At 55.5% G+C, this 14,025-nt stretch carries 16 protein-coding genes; 11 read left to right on the top strand and 5 right to left on the bottom strand.

The genetic code is table 11. The features are described 5' to 3' along the window. The first annotated feature begins 33 nt into the window (after positions 1-33). From gatZ to ACQ3G7_RS21775, 6 genes are all read left to right on the top strand, one after another. Positions 34-1,305, top strand: a complete 1,272-nt coding sequence (gene gatZ, locus ACQ3G7_RS21800) for a tagatose-bisphosphate aldolase subunit GatZ (RefSeq protein WP_430892081.1) — start codon at positions 34-36, stop codon at positions 1,303-1,305. 14 nt (positions 1,306-1,319) lie between these two features. Further along, positions 1,320-1,784: a PTS galactitol transporter subunit IIA gene (gene gatA, locus ACQ3G7_RS21795; protein ID WP_430892079.1), complete on the top strand. Its 465-nt coding sequence runs from the start codon at positions 1,320-1,322 to the stop codon at positions 1,782-1,784. A gap of 29 nt (positions 1,785-1,813) precedes the next feature. Next, positions 1,814-2,098 (top strand): PTS galactitol transporter subunit IIB, encoded by a 285-nt coding sequence (gene gatB / locus ACQ3G7_RS21790; protein ID WP_430892077.1) that lies wholly within the window; start codon positions 1,814-1,816, stop codon positions 2,096-2,098. A gap of 4 nt (positions 2,099-2,102) precedes the next feature. Beyond that, complete coding sequence (locus tag ACQ3G7_RS21785) at positions 2,103-3,476, top strand: galactitol-specific PTS transporter subunit IIC (RefSeq protein ID WP_430892075.1); 1,374 nt, start codon at positions 2,103-2,105, stop codon at positions 3,474-3,476. A gap of 46 nt (positions 3,477-3,522) precedes the next feature. Next, positions 3,523-4,566: a galactitol-1-phosphate 5-dehydrogenase gene (gene gatD / locus ACQ3G7_RS21780; RefSeq protein WP_430892073.1), complete on the top strand. Its 1,044-nt coding sequence runs from the start codon at positions 3,523-3,525 to the stop codon at positions 4,564-4,566. A gap of 110 nt (positions 4,567-4,676) precedes the next feature. After that, positions 4,677-5,450: a DeoR/GlpR family DNA-binding transcription regulator gene (locus ACQ3G7_RS21775; RefSeq protein WP_430892071.1), complete on the top strand. Its 774-nt coding sequence runs from the start codon at positions 4,677-4,679 to the stop codon at positions 5,448-5,450. Between the two features lie 46 nt (positions 5,451-5,496). Here ACQ3G7_RS21775 and ACQ3G7_RS21770 read toward each other — a convergent pair whose 3' ends face one another. Then, entirely contained in the window at positions 5,497-6,495 is a 999-nt protein-coding gene (locus ACQ3G7_RS21770; protein ID WP_430892069.1) for a Fic family protein, read from the bottom strand. Between the two features lie 5 nt (positions 6,496-6,500). Further along, the gene (rsmI, locus tag ACQ3G7_RS21765) at positions 6,501-7,361 is read right to left on the bottom strand and encodes a 16S rRNA (cytidine(1402)-2'-O)-methyltransferase (RefSeq protein ID WP_430892067.1); all 861 of its coding nucleotides are present in this window, start codon (positions 7,359-7,361) and stop codon (positions 6,501-6,503) included. A gap of 62 nt (positions 7,362-7,423) precedes the next feature. On the opposite strand from rsmI, the gene ACQ3G7_RS21760 reads away from it, so the two are divergent. Genes ACQ3G7_RS21760 through dolP form a run of 4 tightly spaced genes read left to right on the top strand, consistent with a single transcriptional unit; the run spans position 7,424 to position 11,086 of the window. After that, positions 7,424-9,535 carry a penicillin-binding protein activator gene (locus tag ACQ3G7_RS21760; RefSeq protein WP_430892065.1) on the top strand — a complete coding sequence of 704 codons (2,112 nt, stop codon included), beginning with the start codon at positions 7,424-7,426 and terminating at the stop codon, positions 9,533-9,535. Continuing rightward, positions 9,493-9,888: a YraN family protein gene (locus tag ACQ3G7_RS21755; protein WP_263099179.1), complete on the top strand. Its 396-nt coding sequence runs from the start codon at positions 9,493-9,495 to the stop codon at positions 9,886-9,888. The genes ACQ3G7_RS21760 and ACQ3G7_RS21755 overlap by 43 nt, the downstream gene beginning before the upstream one ends. 22 nt (positions 9,889-9,910) lie before the next feature. Beyond that, complete coding sequence (diaA, locus tag ACQ3G7_RS21750) at positions 9,911-10,501, top strand: DnaA initiator-associating protein DiaA (protein WP_040016590.1); 591 nt, start codon at positions 9,911-9,913, stop codon at positions 10,499-10,501. Between the two features lie 9 nt (positions 10,502-10,510). Continuing rightward, on the top strand, positions 10,511-11,086 hold the full coding sequence (dolP, locus tag ACQ3G7_RS21745) for a division/outer membrane stress-associated lipid-binding lipoprotein (protein WP_430892063.1): 576 nt from the start codon (positions 10,511-10,513) through the stop codon (positions 11,084-11,086). Positions 11,087-11,177: 91 nt separating this feature from the next. On the opposite strand, the gene ACQ3G7_RS21740 is transcribed toward dolP, so the two are convergent. Beyond that, positions 11,178-12,215: a permease gene (locus tag ACQ3G7_RS21740; protein WP_430892061.1), complete on the bottom strand. Its 1,038-nt coding sequence runs from the start codon at positions 12,213-12,215 to the stop codon at positions 11,178-11,180. A 53-nt stretch (positions 12,216-12,268) separates the two neighbouring features. Next, positions 12,269-12,922 (bottom strand): NAD(P)H-binding protein, encoded by a 654-nt coding sequence (locus tag ACQ3G7_RS21735; protein ID WP_430892059.1) that lies wholly within the window; start codon positions 12,920-12,922, stop codon positions 12,269-12,271. 121 nt (positions 12,923-13,043) lie between these two features. Between ACQ3G7_RS21735 and ACQ3G7_RS21730 the strand changes: the two genes are divergently transcribed. Further along, positions 13,044-13,562, top strand: a complete 519-nt coding sequence (locus ACQ3G7_RS21730) for a type 1 glutamine amidotransferase (RefSeq protein WP_263099175.1) — start codon at positions 13,044-13,046, stop codon at positions 13,560-13,562. Here ACQ3G7_RS21730 and ACQ3G7_RS21725 read toward each other — a convergent pair. Beyond that, positions 13,548-13,985: a YhbP family protein gene (locus tag ACQ3G7_RS21725; protein WP_430892057.1), complete on the bottom strand. Its 438-nt coding sequence runs from the start codon at positions 13,983-13,985 to the stop codon at positions 13,548-13,550. The two genes, ACQ3G7_RS21730 and ACQ3G7_RS21725, sit on opposite strands and share 15 nt — an antisense overlap. Between the last annotated feature and the right edge of the window lie 40 nt (positions 13,986-14,025).

Below are 14,025 nucleotides of genomic sequence, written 5' to 3'. Positions count from 1 at the left end.
TTGATGCTGTTTTAGTGATAACCGGAGGATGAAGTGAAAGAGATTATTGCCCGCCATAAAGCGGGAGAACCCGTCGGCATTTGTTCCGTCTGTTCCGCTCACCCGTTAGTGATTGAAGCGGCGCTGCGCTTTGATTTGCACAGCCAGAACAAAGTACTTATTGAGGCGACATCCAACCAGGTTAACCAGTTTGGCGGTTATACCGGTATGGAGCCGAAGGATTTTCGTGACTTTGCGCATAACATCGCCAAAGAGGTTGGCTTCCCGCTCGAACGTCTGATTCTGGGCGGCGATCATCTCGGGCCAAACTGCTGGCAAAATGAGAGCGCTGATGCAGCAATGGAGAAATCGGTCGCGCTGATCAAAGCTTACGTCGCCGCAGGGTTTAGCAAAATTCATCTCGACGCTTCTATGTCCTGCGCTGGCGACCCGGTTCCGCTGGATCCGCAAGTCGTTGCCGAACGCGCGGCACGCCTGTGTCAGGCAGCAGAAGAAACCGCCAGTGACGCGCTAAAAAAATCACTGACCTATGTGATTGGCACCGAAGTGCCGGTACCCGGCGGCGAAGCCAGCAGTATTAATACCGTTCACGTCACACGCGTCGAAGACGCCGCACGTACGCTGGAAACCCATCGCGTTGCGTTTGCCGCCCTGGGCCTGAACGAAGCCATGACGCGCGTGATCGCCATTGTGGTTCAGCCAGGCGTTGAGTTCGATCATACGCAGATTATCCACTATCAATCGCAGGCGGCAGAAGCGCTCTCCGGTTGGATCAGGCAAACCCCCATGGTGTACGAAGCCCACTCCACGGACTACCAGTCGCGCCAGGCCTACCGTGCGCTGGTTCGCGATCATTTCGCCATCCTGAAAGTCGGCCCGGCATTAACCTTCGCCCTGCGAGAAGCCATTTTCGCGCTCGCACAAATGGAAAATGAGCTGATCGCGCCGGAAAACCGCAGCCGCGTGCTTGAAGTGATCGATGAAGTGATGCTCAACGAACCGGGGTACTGGAAGAAGTATTACCGTCCGACCTTTAGCCAGGCGATGGTGGATATTCACTTCAGCCTCTCTGACCGCATCCGCTACTACTGGCCGCATCCGCGCATTCGCCAGAGTGTGGAAAAACTGCTCGCCAACCTTAACGCGACAACGCTGCCATTGGGACTCATCAGCCAGTTTATGCCGGTCCAGTTCGAACGTTTGTCACTAAATGAGATCACCGCGACGCCACAAAACCTGATTATTGACAAAATACAGGATGTATTGCGCGCTTACCGCTACGGCTGCGCCCCTGAAACGGCCTGATGTCTGGAGATTGTATGAGTCAACTTTTTGTCCGTACCGGAATTGAATTTACCTCGCGCCAGCACGTACTGGCGCACATTGGCGAGGAGATGCTGGCGAAAGGCGTGGTGCATGACACGTACCCGGCGGCGTTGCTGGAACGTGAGGCGACCTATCCCACCGGCATCGCACTTGAGCACCATGCGGTCGCTATTCCGCATTGTGAGGCAACCCATGCAAAATCCGCCGCGCTGTATCTGATCCGCCCGGATAAGCCGGTCTATTTTCAGCAGGCGGATGATGATGCAGAGATCGCCGTCTCGTTGATTATTGCGCTGATCGTCGAGAACCCGGCCGCGCAACTGAAGTTATTAAGACGTTTATTTAGTGAGCTGCAAAACCCGAACACGCTGGATGCACTGCTGACGGCCCCGGCTGATGACCTGGCGACGCTTTTTCGGGACACGATCCTTGAGCCTGAGCAGTGCCAGCAGGCTTAATAACATATTGATAATAAAAGGAGTACCCTATGAAACGTAAAGTGATCGTCGCCTGCGGCGGCGCTGTTGCGACCTCCACCATGGCTGCCGAAGAGATCAAAGAACTCTGCGCCGCCAACAATATTGAACTCGATCTGGTGCAGTGCCGGGTCAATGAGATCGAAACCTATATGGACGGCGCAGACCTGATCTGCACGACCGCAAAGGTCGATCGCACCTTTGGCGAAATCCCTGTGGTGCACGGCATGCCATTTATTTCTGGCGTCGGCATCGAAGCATTGCAGCAAAAAATCCTGACCATTCTCGTGGGGTGACGCGATGTTTAGCGAAATTATGCGTTACATCCTCGACCTGGGTCCCACGGTTATGCTGCCGGTGGTGATTATCATCTTCTCAAAATTGCTGGGGATGAAGCTCGGGGATTGTTTTAAATCCGGTCTGCATATCGGTATTGGTTTTGTCGGTATAGGCCTGGTGATTGGCCTGATGCTCGACTCTATTGGGCCTGCGGCAAAAGCGATGGCGGAGCATTTCCAGATTAACCTGCATGTTATTGATGTGGGCTGGCCGGGATCGTCACCGATGACCTGGGCATCGCAAATTGCGCTGGTCGCGATTCCTGTCGCCATCGCCGTGAACATCTTTATGCTGGTGACCCGTATGACCCGCGTCGTCAATGTCGATATCTGGAATATCTGGCATATGACATTTACCGGCGCCATGCTGCACCTCGCGACGGGCTCGTACTGGATCGGCATTCTCGGTGTGGTCGCCCATGCGGCTTTCGTCTTCAAGCTGGGTGACTGGTTTGCCAAAGATACCCGTGACTTCTTTGGTCTGGAAGGGATCGCCATTCCGCACGGCACCTCCGCCTACCTTGGCCCGATTGCCGTTCTGGTTGATACGCTTATCGAAAAAATCCCGGGGCTTAACCGTATTCACTTTAGCGCCGATGATATTCAAAAACGTTTCGGGCCTTTTGGCGAGCCGGTCACCGTTGGCTTCGTTATGGGGATCGTTATTGGTCTGCTGGCGGGTTATGACCTGAAGGGCGTACTGCAACTGGCGGTGAAAACCGCAGCGGTCATGCTGCTGATGCCGAGGGTGATCAAACCGATCATGGATGGCCTGACCCCGATTGCCAAACATGCGCGTAAACGCCTGCAAGCCAGATTCGGTAGCCAGGAGTTCCTGATTGGCCTCGATCCCGCGCTGCTGCTTGGTCACACGTCGGTGGTTTCCGCCAGCCTGATCTTTATTCCGCTGAGCATTCTGATTGCAGTGCTGGTGCCGGGTAACCAGGTACTGCCGTTTGGTGACCTGGCGACGATCGGCTTCTTTGTGGCGATGGCAGTGGCGGTGCATCAGGGCAACCTGTTCCGCACGCTGATCTCCGGCGTCATTATTATGAGCATTACCCTGTGGGTTGCGACCCAGACCATTGGTTTGCATACGCAACTGGCCGCCAATGCCGGTGCGCTGAAAGCGGGCGGAATGGTGGCGTCAATGGACCAGGGCGGCTCCCCCTTCACCTGGCTGTTAATCCAGCTCTTTACCTGGCAAAACGTGGTCGGATTCGTGGTTATCGCCACAATTTATCTGGCGGGCGTACTGCTGACCTGGCGCAGAGCGCGCCACTTCAGGGCAGCAGAAAAAGCGGCAATGGCGCAACAAAGCCAGACCGCGTCCTGATTCGGGGGGAGCACCCTGCTCCCCCTGTTCATTCCTGGAGAGTGTTATGAAATCAGTGGTTATTCACGCTGAGGGCAACGTTTGCGTTGAAGAGCGCCCGGAGCCTCAGCTACAGCATGATGATGACGTCAAGGTAAGGGTTGTCAGTTCCGGTCTTTGCGGCTCTGATATCCCGCGCATTTTCGCCAACGGCGCACATTTTTACCCCATCACCTTAGGACATGAATTTAGCGGTTATGTGGAAGCCTGCGGTCCGGCGGTGAGTGATTTGCACAACGGTGATGCGGTCGCCTGTGTGCCATTATTGCCCTGCTTCGATTGCCCGGAGTGCCGCCGGCACTACTTTTCGCTGTGCAAACGCTATCAGTTTGTCGGCTCGCGCAGCGATGGCGGCAACGCGGAGTATGTTGTGGTGCGCCGCGCTAACCTCGTTCAGTTGCCGCAAAATATGACGATTGAAGATGGCGCGTTTATTGAACCCATTACCGTCGGGCTGCATGCCTTTCATCTGGCGGGCGGCTGTGAAAATAAAAACGTGGTGATTATCGGCGCGGGCACCATCGGCTTGTTAGCAATGCAGTGCGCACGGGCGCTGGGTGCAAAAAGCGTCACGGCGATTGATATCAATCCCGACAAACTCAAGTTAGCCGCCGCGCTGGGCGCAACGCAGACCTTTAACAGCCGGGAGCAGGACGCTAACACCATTCTCGCCGCGCTGGAAACTTCGCGTTTCGACCAGTTAGTGCTCGAAACAGCAGGCGCACCGCAAACGGTCTCACTGGCGATTGAAATTGCCGGCCCGCGCGCGCAACTGGCGCTGGTGGGCACGCTACACCATGACCTGACATTAACCGCGCCGGTTTTTGGCATGATTTTACGTAAAGAGCTGACCATCGTCGGTAGCTGGATGAACTACTCCGGCCCCTGGCCTGGAGAAGAGTGGCAAACCGCAACACGGCTGCTGACGGAAAAACGCCTGGCGCTGGAGCCATTGATTGCCCATCGCGGCGACCCGGAGAGTTACGCCCGGGCGGTTCAGGCGCTTAATGGCGCGCCAATGCAGGGTAAAATCCTGCTGCGCCTCGGTTAAGTGAAAGAGCCAGCAACCTGAGCTGGCTCACATTTACTTTCGATCATCAGCGTTCAACTTTCGCAATCCTTCGATTACACTATCTGGAGTTAATTACCAGGCAAATCAATATGAACTCATTTGAACGAAGGAATAAGATCGTCGATTTGGTCAATGCGCAGGGAAGTGTGCTGGTGATCGATCTTTCGAATACCTTTGGTATCTCAGAAGTCACCATCCGTACGGACCTGCGCCTGCTGGAAGAAAAAGGGCTGGTGACTCGCTTCCACGGCGGCGCGGCGAAACCCGGCACGTCAATGCTGGACAGCGAAAACCAGGAAGTGGTGCTGGAAGATCGCTACAAACTGGCCAGCGATCCCAAGAAACGCATCGCCCAGGCTGCGGCGGCCATGATAGAGGAAGGGATGACAGTGATCCTCGACAGCGGCAGCACCACCATGCTGATTGCCGAAGCGCTGGCCAAAAAGACCAATATCACCGTCATCACCAATAATCTTCCTGCGGCTTTTGCACTCTCTGACAATAAAGACATCACCCTGGTGGTTTGCGGCGGCACGGTGCGCCATAAAACGCACTCCATGCACGGCACCATTGCGGAGCGCTCATTGCAGGGGATCAGCGCTGATGTGATGTTTGTGGGTGCCGACGGCATTGATGCTACCCATGGCATTACCACGTTTAATGAAGGCTATTCCATTAGCGCGGTGATGGCCGCAGCAGCGCATAAAGTGGTTGCGGTGGTGGATGCGAGTAAATTCAACCGTCGGGGCTTTAATCAGGTTCTGCCCATGGCGCAGATTGACTGCGTGATCACCGACGACAGCATCAGCGAAAAAGATGTCTCCGCCTTGCGCAAGGTGGAAAAAGCATTGCTGGTTGTTTAAGGCTGACCGAACGGATGAGCGGCAGGCGTTAGCCTGCCCTGGCACTTTATTTTACCTGCCAGTACCCGCCCTTCTTCGCACCAATACGGGTGAGCTTACCCTTTTGCTGTAACGATTTCAGGTAACGCTCCACGGTGCGTGCGCTCACCCCGAGGATACGGGATAGCGCAAGTGCACTGTGTCGGGGCTGCGTCTTTAGCAGGTCGATGAGCGCCTTTTCCGCCCCGCTGAAGAGCATATTTTTTTCCGACATGTCTTCCGACACGTTATCCGACATGCTGAAACCGGGATCCAACCCTTCCACTAACGCCGCGTTAACCGCCGACAGCATAAATTCGACAAACGCCGTGCAATCGCTGGCTTTATCACACGCGCCCAACACCTGATAATAACGTTCTTGCTGGTAGTGAATGATGGTTTCAACCGGCAACCATGCCAGTTCAGAACGCCATTCACTCAGGATCAAGGTCTGCCACAAGCGCCCCATTCGCCCATTACCGTCCGCAAAAGGGTGGATAAACTCAAGCTCATAATGGAAAACAGAACTCGCGACTAAGGGCGGCAAATCCGTTGCGGCGAGCCATGCCATGAGATCGCTAATCAGAGGTGAAACACGTGAAGCCGGGGGGGCCATATGAATGAGCTGGGTCTCACGGTAGATACCAACATTGCCCTGACGGAAATGACCGGCGTTATCCACCAGGCCATATGTCAAAAGACGATGCGCTTCCAGCAAATCATCAACACGGTGGCTTTTCCAGCGGGGCATCGCATCATAGGCCTTTATCGCGTTGCGAACTTCCTGAATATCTTTTGCCGGGGCCAGTACGCGTTTACCTTCAAGAACAGCGGTCACCTGCTCTGTTGTCAGGCTATTGTGCTCTATTGCCAGCGAGGCCTGAATGGTGCGAATACGGTTATTTTTACGTAGCAACGGCGATGAACGCCCGGATTGCGCCGCCCAGTGCCCCAATAACTCACCAATCTCAATCACCTGGTTGAGGATCCCGGCGGTAATGGTAAAGGGGGGCACGTAGCGGCTCATCAGAGTTACTCTTGATTATCCAGCGCGTATTTATACAGCGCATTTTTCTTCACGCCGTGGATTTCCGCGGCCAGCGCGGCGGCCTTTTTCAGCGGCAACTCCGCTTGCAGCAACGCCAGCGTGCGCAGCGCATCGGCGGGAAGTTCGTCTTCCTGCGCTTTATGGCCTTCCACAATTAACACCATTTCGCCTTTGCGACGGTTTTCGTCTTCTTTGATCCACGCCAGTAACTCACCAACCGGCAAACCCTGAATGGTTTCCCAGGTTTTGGTCAGTTCACGCGCCAGCACCACATAACGGGATTCGCCCCAGACGGCGACCATATCTTCCAGGCTTTCCAGCAAACGGTGGGTGGATTCATAAAAAATCAGCGTACGGCTTTCTGTTTCCAGTGCTTTTAACGTATCGCGGCGGCCCTTTGATTTGGCGGGCAGAAAACCTTCATAGCAGAAACGGTCCGATGGCAGTCCCGCCGCGCTTAGCGCTGCAATGGCCGCGCAAGGCCCCGGCAGAGGGACAACGCGAATACCGGCTTCCCGGCAGGTGCGCACCAGGTGATAGCCCGGATCGTTAATCAGCGGCGTACCGGCATCCGACACCAATGCGATGTTCTGCCCCTCTCTCAGTTTCGCCACCAGCGTGTCGGCTTTTTGTTGCTCATTGTGATCGTGCAGCGCAAACAAACGGGCGTTAATGGCGAAGTGCTGGAGCAATAAACCGGTGTGACGGGTATCCTCAGCTGCAATTAAATCAACGGTTTGCAACACAGTCAGCGCACGTTGAGTAATATCAGCCAAATTCCCGATGGGAGTAGGTACAATATAGAGCTGACCCTGAGAATTCTCCGCCGATTCGTGTTGTTTCATTGTTTCATCCGTATTGCCGATTTAATATTGAGCATTGCGTAAAAAATATCACTGGATACAGTATGCTACCGTCAACATTTCTACGTTCGAAAGCCACACGCTGCCTGCCTGTGGTGCTGGCCGCCCTGCTGTTTGCTGGCTGTGGCACCCGGTCTGGTGACCAGAGCGCCGCGCATATGCAAGGCGCGACGCAGGCTAATTCTGCTTTTTACCTGCAGCAGATGCAGCAAAGCACAGATGATAGCAAGACCAACTGGCAATTACTCGCCATTCGTGCACTGCTGAAAGAGGGGAAAACCCAGCAGGCAAGCGAGCTGTTTGGCAAGTTGCCGCAGGATCTGAACGATACCCAGCGCAAAGAGTACAGCCTGCTTTCTGCAGAACTGAAACTCGCGCAGCGGGACTTTGCCGGCGCGCTGGCGCTACTGAATAAAATCGATCCTGCCGACCTTGAGCAACCGCAACAGGCTCGTTACTGGCAGATCGGCATCACCGCCTCTCAGGGTAAACCGTCGCTCACGCTGCTGCGCGCATTGATTGCACAGGAGCCGCTGTTAACCACCCCGGAAGAGAAGCAGAAAAATATCGATGCCACCTGGCAGGCGCTGTCATCCTTTAATCAGGAGCAGGCGAAAGCCTTCGTGATCAACGCCGATGAAGTTACGCTGCAAGGCTGGCTTGACCTGCAACGCGTGTGGTTCGACAACCGTAACGATCCGAACATGTTGAAAGCCGGTATCACCGACTGGCAGACGCGCTACCCGCAAAACCCGGGAGCGAAAACCCTGCCGAGCCAGCTATCGAATCTGCAAAACTTTAAACCCGCATCCGCCAACAGAATCGCCCTGCTGCTGCCATTAAACGGCCAGGCTGCGGTCTTCGGCCGGGCTATCCAGCAAGGTTTTGAAGCCGCGAAAAACGGTGTGTCTGCGGTTTCCGGCCCGGCAGTACCGCAACAGGTGGCTCAGGCAGCAACCAGCCCGGTAGTGAGCCCATCACAAACCAATGTCAACGACCTGACTGACGCGTCTGCGCAGCAAGACGCTGCCGCGCCAGATGCGCAACAAGCTGAAGCGCCGGACAGCGCTGCGCAAACCGCAACCGCAGAAACCACGCCTGCGGCAGAGACGGCGCAGCCAGCAGATGCCAATGCAACGCAGCCCGTAGCCGCGCCTGCTGTGGCTGCAGCACCGGCAAACCCTGGCGTAGAGCTGAAAATTTACGACACCAGCGCACAGCCGATGGATCAGGTGCTTAATCAGGTGCAGCAAGATGGCGCCAGCATCGTGGTAGGTCCGCTGTTGAAAAACAACGTTGAAGAGCTGATGCGCAGCCACACCACGCTGAATGTACTGGCGCTCAACCAGCCGGAAAACGTCGAGAATCGCGCCAACATCTGCTACTTCGCCCTCTCTCCGGAAGATGAAGCCCGCGATGCCGCGCGCCATATCCACGAACAAGGTCGCCATGCGCCGTTGTTGCTGATCCCACGTAGCCCGCTGGGCGATCGCATCAGCAACGCCTTTGCCCAAGAATGGCAAAAACTGGGCGGCGGCGTAGTGCTGGCACAAAAATTTGGCTCTACCGCTGAGCTGCGTATGGGGATTAACAGCGGTTCCGGCATTGCGATGACCGGTAGCCCGGTGCTCTCCAGCCTGCCGAAACAGCAGGGCGTTACCATTGGTGGGCTGAACATTCCTGCGCCGCCGACCGATGCGCAAATCAGCGGCAGTGGCAACATTGACGCGGCGTATATCGTGGCGACACAGGATGAAATTGCGCTGATCAAACCGATGATCGCCATGCGTACCGGCAGTCAGAGCGGCGTGATGCTGTATGCCAGTTCCCGCAGTGCGCAGGGCGGCGCTGGCCCGGACTTCCGCCTTGAAATGGAAGGACTGCAATTTAACGACATCCCGATGCTCGCTGGCGCCAACCCCTCATTGATGCAGCAGGCGCTGAAAAGCGTGAACAATGACTATTCACTGGCGCGGTTGTATGCAATGGGCGTTGATGCCTGGTCGCTGGCGAATAACTTCTCGCAAATGCGTCAGGTGCCAGGGTTCGAACTCAATGGCAATACCGGCGATTTGACCGCCACTCAGGATTGCGTGATCAACAGGAAGTTGTCATGGCTCAAATACCAGCAGGGGCAAATCGTCCCGGCGAGTTAAGTCGTAAACAGACCGGCGACGCGTGGGAAGCCAAAGCGCGTTGCTGGCTGGAAAGCAAAGGACTGCAGTTTATCGCCGCCAACGTGCGTGAGCGCGGCGGCGAGATTGATTTGATAATGCGGCACAATCACACCACCGTATTTATCGAGGTGCGTTATCGCAGGTCAGGCCGTTTCGGCGGCGCCTTGAGTAGCGTCACCCGGACGAAGCAAGTGAAACTGCTGCATACCGCCCGTTTGTGGCTCGCCCGGCACAATGGGAGTTTTGATACTGTGGATTGCCGGTTTGATGTGGTAGCCTTCACCGGAAATGAGGTTGAGTGGATACAAAACGCCTTTAACGACCACTCATAATTGCTGAATTATAGGGATTACCGTGCTCGAACGAATTAAAGTCTGCTTTACGGAAAGCATTCAAACGCAAATTGCGGCGGCGGAAGCATTGCCTGACGCCATTTCCCGCGCCGCCATGACGATGGTCCACTCCCTGCTTAACGGCAACAAAATCCTCTGTTGTGGCAATGGCACGTCTGCCGCCAACGCACAGCATTTTGCTGCCAGCATGATCAACCGTTTTGAAACAGAACGCCCCAGTTTACCTGCCATTGCACTTAATACCGATAATGTGGTCTTAACGGCAATAGCAAACGATCGTCTGCATGATGAGATTTACGCCAAGCAGGTTCGGGCGCTCGGTCATACCGGCGATATTCTGCTCGCTATCTCTACGCGGGGTAACAGTCGCGATATCGTTAAGGCCGTGGAAGCGGCGGTAACGCGCGATATGTCGATCATCGCGTTGACGGGCTATGACGGTGGCGAGCTGGCGGGTCTGCTGGGGCCGCAGGATGTCGAAATTCGTATTCCTTCCCACCGCAGCGCGCGCATTCAGGAGATGCACATGCTGACGGTCAATTGCTTATGCGATCTGATTGATAACACGCTTTTTCCTCACCAGGATGATTAAGGAGTACACATGAAGGCATTTACGCCCCTCGCAGTCCTTATTTCCGCGCTGCTGTTACAAGGTTGTGTTGGCGCTGTGGTGGTAGGTTCCGCAGCAATGGGCACCAAAGCCGCGACGGATCCGCGTACCGTGGGCACCCAGGTTGACGACAGTACACTGGAACTGCGCGTGAATAGCGCGCTGTCGAAAGACGAACAGATTAAGAAAGAAGCGCGTATTAACGTCACTGCCTATCAAGGGAAAGTGTTGCTGACCGGCCAGGCGCCGAACACCGATCTCTCTTCCCGGGCAAAACAGATTGCCGTGGGCGTTGACGGCGCCACCGAAGTCTTTAACGAGATCCGCCAGGGTCAGCCGATTGGTCTGGGCACGGCCTCTTCCGATACCTGGATCACCACCAAGGTGCGTTCTCAGCTCTTAAGCAGCGACCAGGTGAAATCGTCTAACGTGAAAGTCACCACGGAAAACGGGGAAGTGTTCCTGATGGGACTGGTGACCGACCGTGAAGGCAAAGCCGCGGCGGATATCGCTAGCCGCGTCAGCGGCGTCAAACACGTCACTACCGCGTTTACTTTTATCAAGTAATGCGCGATCGCCACCTCCACAGGAGGTGGTTTAAGATTGATAACAAAAAACCCGGCATTGCCGGGTTTTCTTTTTCTTTGACCGCCATCCATCAGAACAGCGCAATCATTCCGGTAAGTATCCCACACAGCGCCACCAGGCCCGCCGTCATCCACAAGGCTTTCGCCGGGAATGATTTACGCAGCATGATAAGCGACGGCAAACTCACTGCCGGTAACGTGATCAGCAATGCCAGCGCAGGTGCCATGCCCATACCGGCCAGCATCATGGTCTGCACAATCGGGATTTCCGCCGCTGTCGGGATGACAAACAGGCAACCGACAATCGCCATGGCAATCACCCACAGCAGCGTGTTGTCGATAGCACCATCCGCATGCGGGAACAACCAGACGCGCGCAGCGCCCAGCACCAGTACTGCCAGAATATAAACAGGAATGGTGCTCCAGAAGAGCTGCCACAGCGCTGTCCCCCAGCGTGCCATAAAGCTTCCCTGCGGCTCCGGCAGCGTGATATCTACGGCATCCGCCTGCTGCGGGTTCTCTTTCACCAGCGCCTGCACCAGCATCGCCACGCCAAGGACAGTCACCAGTCCCGCCACAAGGCGAATGGCAGCAAAATGCCAGCCAAGTACAAACCCCATAAACACCAGCGTGGCCGGGTTCAACAGTGGGTTACCCATCCAGAATGCCAGTGCGCCGCCCATCGACACGCGCTGGCGGCGCATACCGGCGGCAACCGGCGCAGCGCAGCAGGAGCACATCATGCCAGGCAAGGCGAACAGCGTGCCAAAGAGCGTACCGCTAAAGCGTTTTTGCCCCAGCGTGCGCAGCAACCAGTCACGCGGGATCAACACCTGAATTAACGATCCCAGCAGCACGCCCAGTACGGCGGCTTTCCAGACGGCAAGGAAATAGACCATTGCGTAATCCCATGCCGCTTTAAACGGACTGGCATCGGCCTGCGCGAGAATAGATTTACCAATACTGTGTGTTTCTGCAGCAGTGAAGGCTTTGCCGTAATAAGGCTGCCATTTCACATACCAAAGACCAACGATAACAACAAGAAAGAACAGTGCGGGTTTCCACCACTGAAAGCGGGGTGCCGCCTGAGATGAAGACTGACCAGTCATAACATTCCCCGGGGATAATGTGGTTTGAGCCTGCGAATAGTACGCCGGAAATGCTATTTTGCAAATGCACGCTCAGCGGCAATGGCGCGAAGCTGTGCCGACCCGATGATCTGTACCCCACAGGTATTTGGCGAAAATGCCAGCGTCAGTAACGCCAGCGCGACATCCTGCGCGTTAATTGACTTCCAGTTGCCCGGTAGAAAACGAAACAGCGGTGCCAGCAACGACTCATTAAAGCGCGTCTTCTGGCGATCTCCCAGTAGCATCGACGGACGGGCGATAGTCAATGAAGGCCACCCCTGCGCGATTAACGCATTCTCCATTTCGCCTTTTACCCGGTTATAAAAAAAGGGAGAGCGTGCATTGGCTCCCATGGCACTGACCACCAGCATCTGTTTCGCCCCCAGCCGCAAACCGGCGATCGCCGTGTCCACCACCAGCGTGAAATCCGCATGGATGAATGCCTCTTTACTGCCCGCTTCGCGCCGCGTGGTGCCAAGGCAACAAAAGACCGTGTCCACGGGTTCCGTGACCTGCGCCAGCGCATCGGTTAATTGCGGATCGTGGGGATTGAACACGCCCGCGACGTCACCCAACGGACGCCGTGTTGGTGCAGCAATGGAGGTGATGCGCGGCTCGTTAATCAGTAGCCGCAGTAAATGCCCACCCACCAGACCGGTCGCCCCGGTCAGTAATATACGTTGCATCTCTTCCCCCTTTGCAGATGAATCCGTCTTGCAATACCCGCCCGCTGAACCAGGCTTACTGTTCTGGTGAATTATCAGTATGGATAATTCGCCTCTCTGAAGCCAAAACAACGGAGGAATTATGAGCAAGAAAATTGCTGTCTTGATCACCGACGAGTTTGAAGATTCAGAATTCACGTCGCCGGCGCAGGAATTTCGTAAAGCCGGGCATGAAGTGATCACCATTGAGAAACAAGCAGGGAAAACCGTGCACGGTAAAAAAGGCGAAGCCGATGTGGTGATCGATAAAGCCATTGATGACGTTAGCCCGGCGGATTTTGATGCGCTGTTGCTACCGGGTGGGCATTCACCGGATTATCTGCGCGGAGACGATCGCTTTGTGACCTTTACGCGGGACTTTATCAGCGCCGGTAAACCTGTTTTCGCCATTTGCCACGGCCCACAGCTGCTGATCAGCGCAGATGTGGTGAGAGGCCGTAAGCTGACGGCGGTGAAACCCATCGTTGTGGATGTGAAAAACGCCGGGGGCGAGTTTTATGACCAGGAAGTGGTGATCGATAACGATCAACTGATCACCAGCCGAACCCCCGATGATTTGCCCGCTTTCAACCGCGAAGCACTGCGTTTACTGGGTGCCTGATTCACGGATCCAGTGAAGTTTTTTGCCAAACCCCAGCGTGTTGTCGGTGAATTTCACCTCGTTGAGGCGAATTTCCCACATCGGGGCTGACAGCATGCGGGCTACCGGAAAGCGACGGTTGTACTGCGCGCGCGGTACCGCGCTTTCCTCTTCATCCAGCCGACGGATCTCCCCGGCGAACTGCACACCCCGGATCAACGCCACGGTTTTCGGTTGACCGTTTACCGTACCGGCAACCTGCGCTTTCAGGCCGGTCATTTGCCCATGGCGCGTCTGGTCTTCACTCAGGACATAAAACGCCACGGCGTGCGGATCATAGAAATAAAATGCATTGGCGCACCATAACTCCCCCCTGTTCGCCACGCACCAGGTCACCACATGCTGTTTTGCCAGCCAGCGATTAATGGCCGCAAGAGTCTCCATTTTTGCCCTTCCTCGTGTTATTTTTCCGTTCACATTAACA

It is taken from the genome of Kosakonia sp. N21 (genome assembly GCF_050587465.1).
Lineage (GTDB): Bacteria > Pseudomonadota > Gammaproteobacteria > Enterobacterales > Enterobacteriaceae.
Note: the sequence above shows the minus strand (reverse complement) of the source record. Positions and strands in the feature narration are given on the sequence as shown.

Coding starts and splice junctions, on each gene's coding strand:
- ACQ3G7_RS21770 (WP_430892069.1), bottom strand. CDS start 6,495: ATGAGCCGCTACGTGCCCCCCTTTACCATTACCGCCGGGATCCTCAAC.
- ACQ3G7_RS21785 (WP_430892075.1), top strand. CDS start 2,103: ATGTTTAGCGAAATTATGCGTTACATCCTCGACCTGGGTCCCACGGTT.
- ACQ3G7_RS21725 (WP_430892057.1), bottom strand. CDS start 13,985: ATGGAGACTCTTGCGGCCATTAATCGCTGGCTGGCAAAACAGCATGTG.
- ACQ3G7_RS21775 (WP_430892071.1), top strand. CDS start 4,677: ATGAACTCATTTGAACGAAGGAATAAGATCGTCGATTTGGTCAATGCG.
- ACQ3G7_RS21760 (WP_430892065.1), top strand. CDS start 7,424: ATGCTACCGTCAACATTTCTACGTTCGAAAGCCACACGCTGCCTGCCT.
- ACQ3G7_RS21755 (WP_263099179.1), top strand. CDS start 9,493: ATGGCTCAAATACCAGCAGGGGCAAATCGTCCCGGCGAGTTAAGTCGT.
- gatD (WP_430892073.1), top strand. CDS start 3,523: ATGAAATCAGTGGTTATTCACGCTGAGGGCAACGTTTGCGTTGAAGAG.
- ACQ3G7_RS21740 (WP_430892061.1), bottom strand. CDS start 12,215: ATGACTGGTCAGTCTTCATCTCAGGCGGCACCCCGCTTTCAGTGGTGG.
- gatA (WP_430892079.1), top strand. CDS start 1,320: ATGAGTCAACTTTTTGTCCGTACCGGAATTGAATTTACCTCGCGCCAG.
- gatB (WP_430892077.1), top strand. CDS start 1,814: ATGAAACGTAAAGTGATCGTCGCCTGCGGCGGCGCTGTTGCGACCTCC.
- rsmI (WP_430892067.1), bottom strand. CDS start 7,361: ATGAAACAACACGAATCGGCGGAGAATTCTCAGGGTCAGCTCTATATT.
- dolP (WP_430892063.1), top strand. CDS start 10,511: ATGAAGGCATTTACGCCCCTCGCAGTCCTTATTTCCGCGCTGCTGTTA.
- ACQ3G7_RS21730 (WP_263099175.1), top strand. CDS start 13,044: ATGAGCAAGAAAATTGCTGTCTTGATCACCGACGAGTTTGAAGATTCA.
- ACQ3G7_RS21735 (WP_430892059.1), bottom strand. CDS start 12,922: ATGCAACGTATATTACTGACCGGGGCGACCGGTCTGGTGGGTGGGCAT.